Below are 15,036 nucleotides of genomic sequence, written 5' to 3'. Positions count from 1 at the left end.
GGGAGGCCATCGGATGTCCTGGATATGAGCACCCGATCCTCGCTGCGTCGCCGGTTGGCGGCGGTCGCCCTCTCCGGTTCCCTGCTGTTCGCCCTGCCCGGCCTCGCGCACGCCGACGACGACACGGTGAACGCCTTCAGCGCCGGTCAGTGTGCCGCGAACCGGTTCTGCATCTGGGGCGCTGTCGGCTACGGCGGGGCGTTCTGGAGCACCGGCAGTGCGGGCACCCAGTCCACGGCGGTCGCCACCGCCCGCACGGTCTGGAACCGCACCGGGGTGGCGGTCCGGCTCTACTCGGGTGCCGGGGGCACCGGCAGCTGGGTGTGCGTGGACGCGGGCGGTCTGCTCACCTCCACGTCCATCCCGAGCAGCTCCGTCCGTACCATGACCACGTCGAACTGTTAGTGAGTGATCTGAAGGTGACGTGGCAGCAGGGGGCAGCGACGCGGGGGAGTCGGACGCGGCGGCGGGTGCCGTCGCCGCCTTCGGCGACCTCTACCGCGACCTGGCACCGGCGCTGCGCGGCTTCATCCGTCGTCAGGTGCCGGACGAGCAGGTCGAGGACGTGCTCTCCGAGGTGTTCCTGGTCGTCTGGCGCCGGTGGGCCGAGCTGCCCGAACCCGACCGGGTCCGGCCGTGGGTCTACGGGGTGGCCCGGAACAAGATCCGCCAGGCGCACACCCAGCGGGGCCGGGTGGCGCTCGGCACCGAACTGGTCGCCGCCGACGCCTTCGTGCACGCGCCCGACCCGGCCGACGCGCAGGCCGCCGACGACCGGGCACGCCGGTTGGTCGCGCTGCTCCCCGAGGCGGAGGCCGACGCGATGACCCTGACCGTCTGGGGCGGGTTGACGTCGACCGAGGCTGCCCGGGAGCTCGGCTGCAGCGTGACCGCCGTGACCAGCAGGCTGTCCCGGGCGCGCACCCGACTGGCGGCGGCACTGCAGGACGAACTCGACCGGGAGAGGGGAGCGCGATGAGCGACGAGCGCCGCGCCGCCGCCGAGGTCGACGCGCTGGCGGCGCTGCTGGACGAGGTGGGACTCGGCGCGCCCGCGACGGACGAGTCGATGACCGACGCCGAGGTGGCACGCCGGGTCGACGCCCTCGTGCACGCGGCGCCGGACAACGTGGTGCCGCTACGCCGACGCCGCCGGTCGCCGTGGACCGTCGCCGCCGGCGCGGCCGCCGCGGTGCTGCTCGCGGTGGGGATCGGCCTGGTGCCCTCGCACCTCGGTGACCCGGTCGCGCACGCCGCCGCCCCGCCGATGCTGGCGTATCCGATCGACCCCGAGGCGCTGGCGGCGGGTGAGGGGGAGCCCGCGGGTGACCGCCTGGCGGCGCTGTCGGCCGTCGCCGCCGCCCGGGTGGACCCGGAACCGGTCGGCGACGTGCAGCACACCCTGTCGCAGAGCTGGCTGCTGTCGGTGAACGTGGGCGACGACAGCACCACGATGGCGGTGGAGCCGACCGTCGGGGAGACCTGGATCGCGCCGGACGGGTCGGCGACCTTCGTGCAGTGGCGCGGACCCGGGCTGGCGCCCTCCGGTGCACTGGTCCTCGACCAGACGGTCGACACCGCCCCGGCGAACGCCGCCGTCGACGTGCTGCCCGCGGGCACGTTCGACCCGGATCAGGCGGCCGATCTGTCCCGGGACCCGGCCACCCTGCGGGCCGAGCTGCTGGGCAGCCTGTCGTCCCTGGGCTGCGACCAGCCGGGATCGCCGAACACCGCCACCTGTCTCTACCTGGCGATCACCGACCTCGCCGACCGCCTGGTGCTGCCCGCCGACCTGGACGCCGCCCTGTGGCAGGTGCTGGCCGACGAGCCGGGGCTGAGCCTGGCCGGGACCGTCACCGACCGGGTCGGGGAGGGGGCCGTCGCGCTGGCGTTCCCGGCCGCCGACTGGGACCTGGATCCGACGGTGCGTGTGTTGCTGATCGACCCCGACACCGGCGCGATCGCCGGCCGGGAGGAGGTCACTCTGTCCTCCGAGCTGCTGGAGATCGACGAACCGACCGTCACCCAGTTCCGCTACGACCTCGCGGTGGGCTGGACCGACGTCACCGGGCCGCAGGACAGCTGACCGGTCAGGCGCCGAACTCCACCAGCAGCCCCGGGATATCCTCGGTGAGCTCCCGGGCCAGGAAGCCCAGCGGTCCGATCCGCGCCGCCAACCGGTCACCGGCCGTGGCGTGCACCGCGGTGCCCCACGCCGCCGCCTGCTCCGGGGAGCAGCCGCCCGCCAACAGCCCGCCGATCGCCCCCGAGAGCACGTCGCCGCTGCCCGAGGTTCCCAGCCCGGGATGGCCGGAGGCGGTGGTCCAGCGACGGCCGTCCGGGTGGGCGATCTGCCCGGCGCAGCTCACCACCGCCCGGTACCGTTCGGCGACCCGGGCCGCGGCGTCCTGCGGATCCACCTGCTCCTGGTCCAGCAGTCGGGCGGCCTCCGTCAGGTTCGGGGTCAGCACCGTGCGGTCGGGCAGCTCGACCTCCAGCCCCGGCAGCACGCCGAGGGCGAAGGCGTCGATCAGCACCGCAGCGCCGTCGGCGGTGGCCAGCACCGTGGACAGCAGGGCGGCGGCGCCCTCCGGTTCGTCCAGCCCCGGACCGACCACCACCGCGTCGGTGCGGGCGATCTCCTGCGCCAACCGGGGTGCGTCGGCACCGGTCGGTGAACCGTCCGGGTCCTCCGGCAGGGAGAGCACCCCGGCCTCGGGGAACTGGGCCGCGCAGGCCGGTGCCACCGAGGACGCGACGGCCAGGGTGAGGCGTCCGGCACCGATCCGGAGCGCCGCCGCACCGGCCAGCAGCACGGCGCCCGGCGTCGGTCGGGCGCCGCCGATCACCAGGACACCACCGCGGTCGTCCTTGCTCCCGGCGCGCTCCGGCAGCGGCCAGCCGCGCAGCTCGGCCGGGGTCAGCGGGGTGGCGCTCATCGGGGCTGCCCCGCGGGTGCGGTCCGATGGTCGCCCCGATGGGCGGGCGCACCGGCCTCCTCGGTGCCGGCGTGCTCGGTCACCTCGGCGTCGGAGCGCTCCAGGTGCCCGACGTCGTTGGCCTCATCCGCCACCCAGCTGTCGTCCCGCCGCCTGAGCACCGTGACCGAGGTGTTGCGGACGTTGCCCCGGCCGATCAGCGCGAACAGGCTCTCCTCGTCCAGCTCCTCCAGGATGTAGCGCAGCAGCCAGATCACCGCGTCGTGCGCCACGATCAGCACCCGCTCGCCGGGCCCGTCCTGGATGTCCCGCAGCACCGAGCGCAGCCGGAGCGCGACGTCGGTCCACGACTCCCCGCCCGGCGGGCGGTAGTAGAACTTGCCGAGATGGTCGCGCCGGGCAGCCTCCTGCGGGAAGCGTGCGCGCATCCCGTGGCTGGTCAGGCCGTCGACCACGCCCAGCTCGCGGTCCCGCAGCCGTTCGTCCACCCGGGTGCGCAGCCGCAGCCCGGCGCCGTCCAGGGCGATCCGGGCGGTCTCCCGCGCGCGCAGGTAGGGCGAGCACCAGAGGGTGTCCGGGAGTGCCTGTGCCCGCGACCAGTGCGCACCGAGGGCCGACGCCTGCTCGCGGCCGGTGTCGGACAAGGGGGTGTCGGCGTCCCGGGTCGGCACGCCGACCTCGTCCTCGCCCGCGCGTTCAGCACGGGTCGCGGCCACATTGCCGGTGCTCTCGCCGTGTCGTACCAGCCACAACTCGCTGACCATGCACGCCACCGTTCCAGGCCCGCCGGGTGGGCGCATCCCGAGCCGTGACGATCCCGGGGAGCCACCGGGAGTGTGCTCACCCGGGTGAGAGTTCGGTGGAAAGTCGCCCACGCGCGCTCGGGTGGGGCTAGGCTCGCGGCGCGAAGGTCCCGGATCACCCCCTGCTCCGGGGCCTTCGCCTCTGCCTGGCTGATGTGACCCAGATCACATCTGATCCACGTGACAGATCCGACGCGCCACCGGATGACCGGGATGACACGGTCTCGTGTGGAGGGCACTTCACCGTGGGCGGCCCGTCGGAGTCTGCAGGGGGCGACTCTGGCGGGCCGCGCCCGTGTCACCAGCCGATCACGCCTGGTCGACCAGATCCGGGTCCTCGTCCGGGGCGTCGGCGTCCGCGACCCCGTCCGCGCCGAGCGACGGCATCATCGCGTGCAACCGAGGCGCCCACTCGGTCATCCGGGACGGGAAGCAGCGCTCCAGCAGGTCGACCATCGCCGACGCCGCCGTGGACGCCCCCGGCGAGGCGCCCAGCAGACCGGCGATGCTGCCGTCCGCCGCGGTGACCAGCTCAGTGCCGAACTCCAGCACGCCACCCCCCGGCACCGGCTTGATCACCTGCACGCGCTGACCGGCGGTGATCAGCTCCCAGTCGGAGTCGACGGCGGTGGGCAGGTACGCCTTCAGGCTGGCGATCCGCTGCTGGCGACCTGCCAGCACCTCCGTGATCAGGTAGCGCAGCAGCCCGACGTTCTTCAGCCCCACCGACAGCATCGGCCAGATGTTGTCCGGCCGGATGGTGCGCAGCAGGTCGCCCCAGGAACCGTGCTTGAGGAACTTCATGCTCCACCCGGCATAGGGGCCGAACAACAGGGCGTGCCCGCCGCCGACCGCCCGGGCGTCCAGGTGCGGGACGGACATCGGCGGCGAACCCACCGCTGCCTTCCCGTAGACCTTGGCGTGGTGCGCCGCGACCAGCGCCGGGTTGCGGGTGCGCAGGAACTGCCCGGCGATCGGGAAACCGCCGTAGCCCCGGATCTCGCGGATGCCGGAGCGCTGCAACAGCCGGAGCGCGCCGCCACCGGCCCCCACGAAGACGAACCGGGCGTTCAGCACCCGCACCCGACCGGTGGCGCGGTCCTGGATCAGCAGTTGCCAGCCGCCACCCGGGCCCCGCCGCAGGTCGCGGACCTCCTCGCCGGTGGCGATCCGGGTGTCGCGGGCGTCCAGGTCGTCCAGCAGATGCCGGGTCAGGGCACCGAAGTCGACGTCGTAACCGTCCGGTGCTCGGGTGGCCGCCACCGGTCCCGGCTCCCGGCCGGCCATGACCAGCGGTGCCCACTCGGCGATCACGGCCGGGTCGTCGGAGAACTCCATCGCCGCGAACCGCGGGTGCGCGGCGAGCGCCGCGTGCCGACGACGCAGGTAGTCGACGTCCCGCTCACCCTGCACGAACGTCATGTGCGGCACCGGGGTGCGGAAGTCGTCACCCGGCAGACGCCCGGATGCGATCAGGTGGTCCCACAGCTCGGTGGACAGCGAGAACTGCTCGTTGATCCGCACCGCCTTGGCGATGTCGATCGACCCGTCGGGCAGCTCCGGGGTGTAGTTCAGCTCGCACAGGGCTGCGTGGCCGGTGCCCGCGTTGTTCCAGGCATCCGAGCTCTCCCGGGCCACGGCGTCGAGGCGTTCGATCACCTCCACCGACCAGGTGGGTTCCAACTCGGACAGCAGGGTGGCGAGGGTGGCGCTCATCACGCCACCGCCGACCAGGGCGACATCGACCTCAGACACGTCACCGATGGTAACGACCGAATCGACTCTCAGCGCTCAGTGCCTGCGGGTCGGGCGGGCGTGGGTCCGGTCAGCGCCGCCCGGTAGCGGGGCGCGCGGGGTCGCAGCAGCACCCCGTCACCGTCGGCGCGCTCGACGTCGGTCCAGTGCGCGAGGAAGGTGCCGCGGTGCCGCCAGCGCAGCCAGTGCGCGATCGGCCACGGCGCCGACACGTCGGAGCGTTCGTAGCCCAGGAACGAACCGCCGGTGCGCGGGCTGACCAGCAGCCCGTGCAGCCGGGGCGCCGCCAGAGGGCCGACCGGCGGGCCGTCCAGCACCAGCCGGACGTCCACCACGTAGCCGACCTGCCGCCCCTCGTCGAACACCGGCAGGTCCAGCAGGTCACTCAGGAGCATGACGCCCTCCGGGGATGCGCGCGATGATCCGGTCCCGGACCCAGCGTTCGACCCAGCTCACCGTCAGGTCGTCGGCGTTCGAGCCCACCCGGAGCGTGGTGCCGACCTCGGTGACGTCGGACCAGGGGATCCGCTCCCACCGGGACGCCGGGGGCGTGCCGCCGAAGATCCGGGTGGCCAGCACCGGGCCGGCCAGCACGGCCGTCACCCGGGGGACCTCCTGCCCGTCGATCTCCGCATCGGCGACGGTGGTCACCGGTTCCCCGGTGCGATCGAGGATCAGGCGGTCCAGCAGGTGCAGCCGGGCGTCCAGCACCCGGCCCGGCTGGTCCGGTTCCGGCAGCAGGGACGCCGCCCCCGGCGCCGGTCGGATGCGTCGCCGTCTCATGCCCCCACCCCCGTGACGATCAGCAGCGGGATCGCCGCCACGCTCGCGACCAGGATCAGCACCAGGTAGATCGACCCCAGGGCATTGGTGACCCGGCCGTTCACCTGGTCGCCCATGTACTCCGGGTCGTTCGCCACCACCAGGATGGGCAGGTAGGTCAGGGGCAGCGCGACGGCGGAGAACACCACCGAGTACTCGGTGATCCGCACCGGGTCGACCCCGGTCATCAGCACCCCGACCCCGACCACCAACGCCACGATCATCGCCAGGTGGAACCGGGCGGCGCGCGCCGGGCGGCGGAACTTCCCCCAGGACCAGCCGAAGTACTGCGCCAGGGTGTACCCGCCGGACAGCGTCGTCTCCAGCGCGGCGCCGAAGGTCGCGGCCACGATCCCGACGATCACCACCGTCAGCGCCAGTTTGCCGCCCGCCTCGGCCACCGGCAGCACGATCTGGGACAGCGAGCTGACCTGGATCGACTGCGGCAACAGCAGCACCGCCGCACACCCCGCGATCGCCAACGACAACAGGCCGCCGAGCGGGAACCCGACCAGCACATTGAGCCGGGACTGCGACAGGTCCTTCCTGGTCCACCGCTCCTCGACCGCGCCCGAGCTGAAGAAGAACACCTCGTAGGGGGTCATCGCGGCACCGAACAGGGCGATCGCGTAGTACCAGTACACCGGCGCCGTCTCGCCCTCCGGGATCACCGGGGCCAGCGCCTGCGAGGCGAGATCGCCCCAGTCGGGTCCGAGCAGGAACAGGGCCACTGCGAACACCACCAGACACAGCCCGAGCAGCCCGGTGACGTTCTCCATCAGCTGGAACTTCGTGCGCCAGACCACCAGCCAGACCGCCAGCGCGGCCACCGGCACCCACAGACGGGGTTCGACGCTGCTGGCCAGTTGCAGCGCGAGGGCGATGCCACCGACCTCGGCGGTGAGGGTGAGCAGATTGATCACGAAGCTGGCGGACAGGTTCGCCAGTGCGGTCCGGGGCCCCAGCCGCTCCCGGATGATCTCGAAGGTGGCCCGGCCGCTGACCGCGGCCACCCGACCGGACATCTGGGCGAACAGGCAGATGCCGATCACCCCGACCACCACCACCCACGCCAGCGAGAGGCCGAACCGGGACCCGACGACCGCGTTCGTCACCAGGTCACCGATGTCGAGGAAGCCGCCGATCGCCGTCAGCACCCCGAGGGCGACCCCGAGCAGGCGCTTCATCCCGACACCGCCGTCTCGGCCTCCGCGAGCATCGCCAGGACCTGGTCCGGGCTGCCGGTGCGGTCACCGGCGATCCACGCCCCGGCGGCGACCACGGCGGTGGTGGCCTGCTGCACGGCCGCGAGCAAGTCGTCGCGGGTGTGCCGGGTGCCGGGGGTGGGCGGTGCCAGGGTGGTCAGCGTCCGGGTCGCCTGTTCCAACACCCGGATGGAGTCGGCCTGGGTGGTGTCGGCCACCGTGACCGCGAGCCGGTCGTCGCGCAGCAGCTCCACCGCCGTGCGCACCGTGGCCACCGCCGAGGCCGCCTGGTCGCCGGCGTCCTGCACGCTTGCGGTCACCTCCGCCGGGTCACGATGTCGCTCGCCCACCGCGCAGCCGCACAGCAGCGCGACCAGCACCGTCGTCAGCAGCCGTCGCCACGCCATGACCGGCATCGTGCGCGCATCCCGGGCGGCCCGCATCTGCGGGTGCGGACCCGCCGACCCGGTGCCACCGTGAGGACATGACCACCGACGACAGCACCCAGCCCTACGACCCCGAGCAGGACCCGGACAGCGACCCGGAGATGCTCAACCCCCGCACCGGCGCTCAGGCAGAGGGCGACCACGAGGGTTCGGACGGCGACACCGACGCCGACCCGGACAACCTGAACCCGCGATCCACATCGTGACCGGCGTCGATCGGCAGCAGCTGCGGATCTACCTGGCCGACCATCTCTCGGGTGCGTCCGCCGGGTCGGCCCGGATCCAGCGGATGGCGCAGGACTTCGCCGACACCCCGCTGGGTCCCGAGCTGGCGCAGCTCGCGAGCGACATCCCGGATGAGCGGGACTGGCTGGAACGGTCCATGCAGCAGTGGGGCCTGACCCCGCATCGGTGGAAGCAGGTGGCGACCTCGCTGGTCGAGCGGGTCGGTCGGCTCAAGCCCAACGGTCGGATCGCCGCCAGCGCGCCGATGACGGCGGTGCTGGAGATCGACCTGATGCGGGCGGCGGTCACCGCCAAGCGCGGCCTGTGGGAGACCCTGCGGGTGTACGCGCCCGACCTCGGCCTGGACCCGGCCAAGCCGGTGGAGCTGATCGCGGCCGCCGACGCCCAGATCGCCACGCTGACCCGGCTCGGCGAGCGCGCCCGGCAACAGGCATTCAGAACCGGAGGGGGAGCACAGGCATGAGGGTCGTGGTGGTGGGGGCCAGTGGCAACGTCGGCACCGCGGTGCTGCGCCGCCTGCGGGGCGACGAGTCGATCACCTCGGTGCGGGCGGTCGCGCGCCGGGTGCCGCACACGACCCCGCCACCGCCCTACGACGTGGCCGAGTGGTGGCCGGTCGACATCGGGGCGACCGGACCCGAGGACCGCACCGTGGAGCATCTGCGCCGGGCCTTCGCCGGGGCGGACGCCGTGGTGCACCTGGCCTGGGCGATCCAGCCCAGCCACGACCGGGACCGGTTGCGCCGGGTCAATGTCGACGGCACCCGCCGGGTGATCGAGGCCACCGTCCGCGCCGGGGTCCCGCATCTGGCGGTGATCTCCTCGGTGGGGGCGTACAGCCCGGTCCACGACGACATCCCGCGGGACGAGTCCTGGGTCACCGACGGCTTCCGCACCTCGGACTACAGCCAGGACAAGGCGGCGCAGGAGCGGCTGCTGGACGAGGCGGAGCGACGGCACCCGGAGCTGAGGATCGCCCGGGTTCGCCCGGCCCTGGTCTTCCAACGGGCAGCCGGATCGGAGATCAAGGGCCTGTTCCTCGGGCCCTTCGTGCCCCGGCAGGTCTTGAACGGCCGACTGCCGGTGCTCCCCTGGCCGGAGGGCCTGCGGGTCCAGGCCATCCACGCCGACGACCTGGCCGACGGGATCCGGGAAGTGGTGGTGCGGCAGGCGACCGGCGCGTTCAACCTGGCTGGAACCGGGGTGATCCGGGCCGCCGACGTCGCCGAGGTGCTCTCCCGCGCGAACTGGCGCGAGGTGCCGCACGCCCCGGTGCGTCGCGCGTTGTGGGCCGCGTGGCACGCCCGGCTCGCTCCGATCGGCCCGGGCTGGTTCGACATGGCGGCCGGCGCGCCGCTGCTCGACTACTCCCGGGCCGAACGCGAGCTCGACTTCCGCCCCCGGTGGTCCTCGGTGCAGGCGATGCGGGACCTGCTGGCCGGGCTGTTCGACGGCGCGGGCACCGCCAGTCCGCCGTTGAAGCCCTGAGCGCGCACAATGCAGCGGTGAGCGCAGATCAGGAACGGTGCGAGGCGGGACCCGGCGGACTCCCGGAGGCGGCCGTGCACCCGGAGGGACCGGCCCGGTTGATCCTGGGCGCCGCCGATGCGCCGGTGACCGTCACCGAGTTCGGCGACCTCGAGTGCCCGTACTGCCGCCAGGTCGAGGAACCGCTGCGCCGCCTGGTCGCGGAGTCCGACGGGGGAGTGCGCCTGGTGTGGCGGCACTTCCCGCTGTTCCAGGTGCACCCGCACGCGCTGATCGCGGCGCTCGCGGTGGAGGCGGCTGCCGAGCAGGGACTGTTCTGGCCGATGCAGCGTGCCCTGTTCGCCCAGCAGAACCGCCTCACCGAGCCCGACCTGCGCGCGGTGGCCAGGACGGTCGGCGTGGACCCGGAGTCGGTGACCGGGGCCGCCGCGCAGCGGTTCGCCGATCGGGTCGAGGCCGATTACGTCGCGGGCCTGGACCTCGGCGTCGCGGGCACCCCCACCCTGTTCATCGACGGCGAGCCGTACAGCGGTGCCCTCACCCTGCCCGCCCTGCGCCGCGCCCTACCCGCCTAGCCCGCCGCCCCCTGCCCCACCCCCGAGGTCGGCACCTCGCGCCCGAGGTCGGCACCTCGCGCCCGAGGTCGGCACCTCGCGCCCGAGGTCGGCACCTCGCGCCCGAGGTCGGCACTTGGCGCCCGAGGTCGGCATTTCGCGCCCGAGGTCGGCACTTCGCCGGGCCGCACTTGTCCGAAACTGCCGACGTCGTGCCCCCCCCCGCGAGGCCCGTCCGCCACCCGCCACCCGCGACACGCGCCCTGCCCGACTAGACCGAGCCGACCGCCCACGGCCCGGTGGGCAGCCGGGGCGGCAGGTCCTCCTCCGGGGAGCACAGCGGCAGCTTGTTGCCCAGCACCCGCAGCAGGACGCTGCCCAGCACCGCGGCGATCAGCGACCCGGCGAGGATGCCGATCTTCGCCTGCTCCTGGATCGCCCCCTCGAATGCCAGCTCGGCGATGAACAGCGAGATCGTGAAGCCGATCCCGGCCAGCACCGCTCCGCCCAGCAGGTGTCCCCAGCGCACGCGGCCCGGCAACTGACCCAGCCCGGTCCTGATCGCGATCGTGGCGGCACCGGTGATCCCGATGGTGTTCCCGACCACCAGCGCGACCGCCACGCCGATGCTCACCGGGGAGGTCGCCGCCGCCCGGAGTGCGTCCCCGTCCAGTCGCACCCCGGCGTTCGCCAGGCCGAAGACCGGGACGATCACGAAGGCGCTCCACGGGTGCAGCAGACGTTGCAGCCGCTCGCTCGCCGGGACCGCGGCCCGCGCCGCCAGCTCGGTCAGGTGCTCACGGTCGGCGGTGGTCTCCGCGACCAGCCCGTCCGCCCACTGCGGGACGTCCTCGACGTGCTCGCGGGCCATCGACCGGGACGGCAGCAGCAGGCCGACCAGCACCCCGGCCAGCGTGGCGTGCACGCCGGAGGCGTTCACCGCGAACCACAGGGCGATCCCGAGCAGCGCGTACGGGGTGAGCCGCCACACGCCGAGCCAGCGCAGCGCGACCAGCCCGGCCACCAGCACCGCCGCGATCCCCAGCGCCGCCCAGTTCACCCCGTCGGTGTAGAACACCGCCATCACGGTGATCGCCCCGATGTCGTCCACGATCGCGAGCGTGAGCAGGAACAGCCGGAGCCGGTCCGGGCAGGCGGGTCCGAACAGCGCGAGCACGCCGACCAGGAACGCGGTGTCGGTGCTCATCACCACCCCCCAGCCATGTGCCGCCTCGCCGCCGCCGTTGAACGCCAGGTAGATCAGCGCCGGAACCGCCAGACCGCCGAGCGCCCCGAGCGCGGGCACCGCGATGGTGCGCCGGTCCCGCAGCTCCCCGCTGGTCACCTCACGGTTGATCTCCAGGCCGACCACGCAGAAGAACACCGCCATCGCGGCGTCGTTCACCCAGTGGTGCAGGCTCAGGTCCAGCCCCCACGACCCGAGGTGGAAGCCGGCAGAGGTGGACCACAGCGCGTCGTAGCCCGCCGACCACGGGCTGTTCGCCCACAGCAGGGCGAGCACGGTCGCCGCGAGCAGGGCCAGCGCCGACCCGGCCTCGGTGGCCAGGAAGTCCCGCACCGAGGGGTTCACCGACGGTAGACGGACCCGCAGTGACGGCCCCGGCGTCAGGGGCCCGCTCATCGGTGCGGGCACGGTTCGGTCGTCACGGGCGGCTCCCTGCTCTGCTGATCGGTTGGTGTCCGACCGGTGCCAACGTCGCTGGTCGGGCCAGTATGCCCAGCGCGATGCGACGATGGTCGGTATGAGCAACCAGCCGCGTACCGCACTCGTCACCGGCGCCGGACGGGGGATCGGCCGCGGCCTGGCCCGGGGACTGGCCGCCGCGGGGTGGGAGCTGGCCCTGGTGGGTCGCACCGCCGAGCACCTGGACGCGGTCGCCGCCGAGATCCGCGCCGCGCACCCCGACCGCACCGTGCTGACCCTGCCCGCCGACGTCACGGTCGCCGACCAGGTCACCGCCGTGGTGGCCGCCGCCGAGCAGGGCCTGGGCGGGATCGGTCTGCTGGTGAACAACGCCGGGGTGATCGAACGTCAGGAGGTCGACCTGGCAGCCGACGACGTCGAGGACGTGTGGCGGGTGATCGAGGTCAACGTCCGCGGTCCGCTGCTGGTCACCCACGCCGCGCTGCCGGGGATGCTCGCCCGCGGTGCCGGGCACATCGTCAACATCAACTCCGGCTCCGGTCACCGGCCCTCGCCGGTCTACACCGGCTACGGGATCAGCAAGGGCGCCCTGGCCCGGCTCACCACGATGGTGCACACCCAGGTCGCCGACCGGGGCGTGCGCGTGCTGGACGTCGCCCCCGGTGTCGTGGTCACCGACATGACCCAGGCGATGCCGCTGCACGACGGTCGCGCCGAGTGGACCCCGGTGGAGGCCAGCGTCGATCTGATCGACGCCTTCGGCTCCGGTCGCCTGGACGCGCTGTCCGGCCGGTTCGTGCGTGCGGGGACCGACACCGAGGAGTCGTTGCTCGCGCACGCGGAGCGGATCGTCGCGGCGGATGCGCGCACCCTGCGGCTGGCCGCCTGGGGCGATGACGACCCGGTGGCCTGAGCCCCGCCGTCAGCGGCTCGCCGACCCCAGAGCCGCCGGAACGAACGCCGAGTGCCCGGCGTCACGCAGTGCGGTCCGCACCCGCTCGGCCGACGCGTCCAGCTGATCGCCCGGCACGTCCTGGCGCGCGTTGGCGAAGCTGAGCTCGCCCTCGCCCCAGGCGGGCAGCACGTGCAGGTGCAGGTGCGGCACCTCGAACCCGGCGACCAGCAGCGCGGCCCGCGGTGCGTCGAATGCCTGCTGCTGGGCGGTCCCGATCCGCTTGGCGACCCGGCTCAGGTGCGCGAGCAGGTCGTCGTCGGCGTCCGTGAACCGGGGTACCTCCGAGCGGGGCACCACCAGCATGTGCCCGTCGGTGATCGGCGCGATCGTGCCGAAGGCGACGCAGAGGTCGTCCGCCCAGACGAACCGGCCCGGGATCTCGCCGGCGATGATGCGGGTGAACAGGGTGCTCATCCGGCCACGGTACCCAGCTCCCGCAGCTTGCGGGTGACCGCGAGCACGGTGTTCCAGTTCCGCCCGGAGCCCTTCGCACCGGCGGTGCGGTCCAGCACCGCGCCGGTCAGCCGGGACCTGCCGATCCCGTCCACGTAGTCGATGTAGCCCTCCTCGCCGTGGAAGGTGGTCGACTCCGGGCCGTAGGCGCTCAGATCCGGCGTTCCGGCGGTGACCGGTGCGTCGTAGAACATCACCAGCAGCTTGGACGGGCGGTCGGCCGCCGCCTGCGGATACGGGTTGGCGTCGATCACCGCCTCCAGCTGCGGCAGGGTCCGTACCACCATCCCGAGCGGCAGGTCCAGCTCCGCCCGCAGGTGGTCGGTGAGCTCGGCGACCAGCGCGGCCCGGTCCCCGGTGAAGTCCGGTCGCGGACGCAGCATCAGGTTGCCGGTCGCCAACCAGGTCGAGACGTCGCGGTGCCCGAGCGCGGCGGTGACCTCGCGCAGCCGCGGCATCGGCACCGTGCCGTAGCGACCGAGGTTGACCGCCTGCAGCAGGGCGACGACGGGGACGTCGGTGTCCACGCGCCGGCCCTACAGGAACCGCAGCGGGTCGAACTCGTCCAGCGGGATGATCCGCAGCCGGGGCAGCGTCACGTTGAACGCCTTGACGTCCGACTCCAGGTCGAAGGTCTCCAGCCCGTCCTCCACCAGGTGGGACAGCTGGCTGCTGGTGAACTCCCGGAACGCGAGCAGCCCGACCCGCCGGTCCTCGTCCTCGAGCAGGGTCTCCATCTCCGGCGCGAAGTCGCCGTCGTGCGAGGCGAGCAGCACGTCGCCGTCCCGGTCGGCCAGCGCCGCCAGGGTGCGCTTGATACCGATGTCCACGACCTTGCCCTCACCGGACAGCGGGATCGGCTGGAACCCGATCGCGAGCAGGGCCTGGACGAAGGCCATCGGCATCGTGCCGCTGGTGGCGTTGAGGAAGAACAACCCCTTGGTGTCCTGGTCCCAGACCCGCTCCGCGAAGTCCAGCACCCGCTCCCACCGGGGTCGCTGCTCCGGGGTGGGTCGACCGTTGAGGATCGACGACCCGAGGGTGGCGTCGATGTTCTCGCCGTCGACCAGGACGTAGGTGGTGGTCATGCGGCCCAGCGTACGGCCGCCTCGGCGATGATGGCGCTCGTGGACTCAGGTGAGGGAGCGGCGATGACCGGCGACAAGCGGCTGGCGGCAGCGGCGTGGGAGGAGCTGTTCCGCGCCCAGGTCGCGATCATGCGCCGATTGCAGCGCGACCCGATCTGGGACCGGATCACGATGCGGGAGTACGACGTCCTGTTCACGCTCTCGGGTGCCGCCGACCAGCGGCTGCGGCTGCGCGAGCTCGCCGAGTCCAGTCTGCTCAGCCAGCCGAGCCTGAGCCGGATGGTGGAACGGCTCGCGGCGGCCGGGTGGGTGCGCCGGGACCGGGCGCCGGAGGACGGACGCGGTGTGCTGGTCACCCTGACCGAGGAGGGTGCCGCTCTGCAGCGCGAGGTCGGTCGGCGGCATGTCGAGGCGATCGCCCACTACGTCGGTGGTGCCCTGGACGACGCCGGTCTGCGGACGCTGCAGGAGGTGACCGGTCGGCTCCGGCACGCGCAGCCGTCGATCCCGGAGCTGCGCCGGGCGGACTGACCTGCGGCGCCGATCGTGACCGGCGCCACGGTGATTCGCGGCAAGTGGGGACCTCCGGCCCACGACCCGGCGGACCGCGGCACGCA

20 protein-coding genes are annotated in these 15,036 nt (G+C 73.4%); 9 read left to right on the top strand and 11 right to left on the bottom strand.

Translation table 11 applies throughout. The annotated features are described in order from the left end of the window. Window positions 1-24 precede the first annotated feature (24 nt). The 3 genes from HGK68_RS12120 to HGK68_RS12110 are packed head-to-tail and all read left to right on the top strand — an operon-like array spanning window position 25 to window position 2,085. Window positions 25-405, top strand: coding sequence for a peptidase inhibitor family I36 protein (locus tag HGK68_RS12120; RefSeq protein WP_169166191.1), 381 nt, complete (start codon window positions 25-27; stop codon window positions 403-405). Window positions 406-424: 19 nt separating this feature from the next. Then, window positions 425-979, top strand: a complete 555-nt coding sequence (locus tag HGK68_RS12115; RefSeq protein ID WP_169166190.1) for an RNA polymerase sigma factor — start codon at window positions 425-427, stop codon at window positions 977-979. Then, window positions 976-2,085 carry a CU044_5270 family protein gene (locus HGK68_RS12110; protein WP_169166189.1) on the top strand — a complete coding sequence of 370 codons (1,110 nt, stop codon included), beginning with the start codon at window positions 976-978 and terminating at the stop codon, window positions 2,083-2,085. The genes HGK68_RS12115 and HGK68_RS12110 overlap by 4 nt, the downstream gene beginning before the upstream one ends. A 4-nt stretch (window positions 2,086-2,089) precedes the next feature. On the opposite strand, the gene HGK68_RS12105 is transcribed toward HGK68_RS12110, so the two are convergent. The 7 genes from HGK68_RS12105 to HGK68_RS12075 all read right to left on the bottom strand — a co-directional run bounded on the left by HGK68_RS12105 (window position 2,090) and on the right by HGK68_RS12075 (window position 7,930). Continuing rightward, entirely contained in the window at window positions 2,090-2,938 is an 849-nt protein-coding gene (locus HGK68_RS12105; protein ID WP_169166188.1) for an NAD(P)H-hydrate dehydratase, read from the bottom strand. Beyond that, window positions 2,935-3,702 carry a histidine phosphatase family protein gene (locus HGK68_RS12100; protein ID WP_169166187.1) on the bottom strand — a complete coding sequence of 256 codons (768 nt, stop codon included), beginning with the start codon at window positions 3,700-3,702 and terminating at the stop codon, window positions 2,935-2,937. The genes HGK68_RS12105 and HGK68_RS12100 overlap by 4 nt, the downstream gene beginning before the upstream one ends. 348 nt (window positions 3,703-4,050) lie before the next feature. Further along, window positions 4,051-5,457: a malate dehydrogenase (quinone) gene (gene mqo, locus HGK68_RS12095; RefSeq protein WP_169167107.1), complete on the bottom strand. Its 1,407-nt coding sequence runs from the start codon at window positions 5,455-5,457 to the stop codon at window positions 4,051-4,053. Window positions 5,458-5,525: 68 nt separating this feature from the next. Further along, on the bottom strand, window positions 5,526-5,891 hold the full coding sequence (locus HGK68_RS12090) for a PRC-barrel domain containing protein (protein ID WP_169166186.1): 366 nt from the start codon (window positions 5,889-5,891) through the stop codon (window positions 5,526-5,528). Further along, window positions 5,878-6,279, bottom strand: a complete 402-nt coding sequence (locus HGK68_RS12085) for a hypothetical protein (protein WP_246260346.1) — start codon at window positions 6,277-6,279, stop codon at window positions 5,878-5,880. Before HGK68_RS12085 ends, HGK68_RS12090 begins: the two co-directional genes overlap by 14 nt. After that, complete coding sequence (locus HGK68_RS12080; RefSeq protein WP_169166185.1) at window positions 6,276-7,505, bottom strand: Nramp family divalent metal transporter; 1,230 nt, start codon at window positions 7,503-7,505, stop codon at window positions 6,276-6,278. Before HGK68_RS12080 ends, HGK68_RS12085 begins: the two co-directional genes overlap by 4 nt. Then, complete coding sequence (locus tag HGK68_RS12075; protein ID WP_169166184.1) at window positions 7,502-7,930, bottom strand: hypothetical protein; 429 nt, start codon at window positions 7,928-7,930, stop codon at window positions 7,502-7,504. The genes HGK68_RS12080 and HGK68_RS12075 overlap by 4 nt, the downstream gene beginning before the upstream one ends. Window positions 7,931-8,007: 77 nt before the next feature. On the opposite strand from HGK68_RS12075, the gene HGK68_RS12070 reads away from it, so the two are divergent. The 4 genes from HGK68_RS12070 to HGK68_RS12055 are packed head-to-tail and all read left to right on the top strand — an operon-like array spanning window position 8,008 to window position 10,278. Then, the gene (locus HGK68_RS12070; RefSeq protein WP_169166183.1) at window positions 8,008-8,175 is read left to right on the top strand and encodes a hypothetical protein; all 168 of its coding nucleotides are present in this window, start codon (window positions 8,008-8,010) and stop codon (window positions 8,173-8,175) included. Next, complete coding sequence (locus HGK68_RS12065) at window positions 8,172-8,678, top strand: hypothetical protein (RefSeq protein ID WP_169166182.1); 507 nt, start codon at window positions 8,172-8,174, stop codon at window positions 8,676-8,678. The genes HGK68_RS12070 and HGK68_RS12065 overlap by 4 nt, the downstream gene beginning before the upstream one ends. Then, a complete protein-coding gene (locus HGK68_RS12060; RefSeq protein WP_169166181.1) occupies window positions 8,675-9,703 on the top strand; it encodes an NAD-dependent epimerase/dehydratase family protein in 1,029 nt (342 codons plus the stop codon). The genes HGK68_RS12065 and HGK68_RS12060 overlap by 4 nt, the downstream gene beginning before the upstream one ends. Before the next feature lie 17 nt (window positions 9,704-9,720). Continuing rightward, window positions 9,721-10,278, top strand: a complete 558-nt coding sequence (locus tag HGK68_RS12055; RefSeq protein ID WP_246260344.1) for a DsbA family protein — start codon at window positions 9,721-9,723, stop codon at window positions 10,276-10,278. A gap of 250 nt (window positions 10,279-10,528) precedes the next feature. Here HGK68_RS12055 and nhaA read toward each other — a convergent pair whose 3' ends face one another. Continuing rightward, window positions 10,529-11,848, bottom strand: coding sequence for a Na+/H+ antiporter NhaA (nhaA, locus tag HGK68_RS12050; protein WP_246260342.1), 1,320 nt, complete (start codon window positions 11,846-11,848; stop codon window positions 10,529-10,531). A 172-nt stretch (window positions 11,849-12,020) separates the two neighbouring features. Between nhaA and HGK68_RS12045 the strand changes: the two genes are divergently transcribed. After that, the gene (locus tag HGK68_RS12045; protein ID WP_246260340.1) at window positions 12,021-12,836 is read left to right on the top strand and encodes an SDR family NAD(P)-dependent oxidoreductase; all 816 of its coding nucleotides are present in this window, start codon (window positions 12,021-12,023) and stop codon (window positions 12,834-12,836) included. 9 nt (window positions 12,837-12,845) lie between these two features. Here HGK68_RS12045 and HGK68_RS12040 read toward each other — a convergent pair whose 3' ends face one another. From HGK68_RS12040 to HGK68_RS12030, 3 genes are read right to left on the bottom strand one after another with little or no spacing between them, the layout of a single operon-like run. Beyond that, window positions 12,846-13,292 carry an HIT family protein gene (locus HGK68_RS12040; RefSeq protein ID WP_169166178.1) on the bottom strand — a complete coding sequence of 149 codons (447 nt, stop codon included), beginning with the start codon at window positions 13,290-13,292 and terminating at the stop codon, window positions 12,846-12,848. Further along, complete coding sequence (locus HGK68_RS12035) at window positions 13,289-13,858, bottom strand: DUF1697 domain-containing protein (RefSeq protein ID WP_169166177.1); 570 nt, start codon at window positions 13,856-13,858, stop codon at window positions 13,289-13,291. The genes HGK68_RS12040 and HGK68_RS12035 overlap by 4 nt, the downstream gene beginning before the upstream one ends. 9 nt (window positions 13,859-13,867) lie before the next feature. After that, window positions 13,868-14,419: an NYN domain-containing protein gene (locus HGK68_RS12030; protein WP_169166176.1), complete on the bottom strand. Its 552-nt coding sequence runs from the start codon at window positions 14,417-14,419 to the stop codon at window positions 13,868-13,870. Window positions 14,420-14,482: 63 nt separating this feature from the next. Here HGK68_RS12030 and HGK68_RS12025 point away from each other — a divergent pair, with 63 nt between their 5' ends. After that, window positions 14,483-14,950, top strand: a complete 468-nt coding sequence (locus tag HGK68_RS12025) for a MarR family winged helix-turn-helix transcriptional regulator (protein ID WP_169166175.1) — start codon at window positions 14,483-14,485, stop codon at window positions 14,948-14,950. Window positions 14,951-15,036: the final 86 nt, after the last annotated feature.

This window comes from Cellulomonas taurus, assembly GCF_012931845.1.
Taxonomy (GTDB): Bacteria; Actinomycetota; Actinomycetes; order Actinomycetales; family Cellulomonadaceae; genus Cellulomonas; species Cellulomonas taurus.
This window is presented reverse-complemented; position numbering and strand designations above follow the sequence as displayed.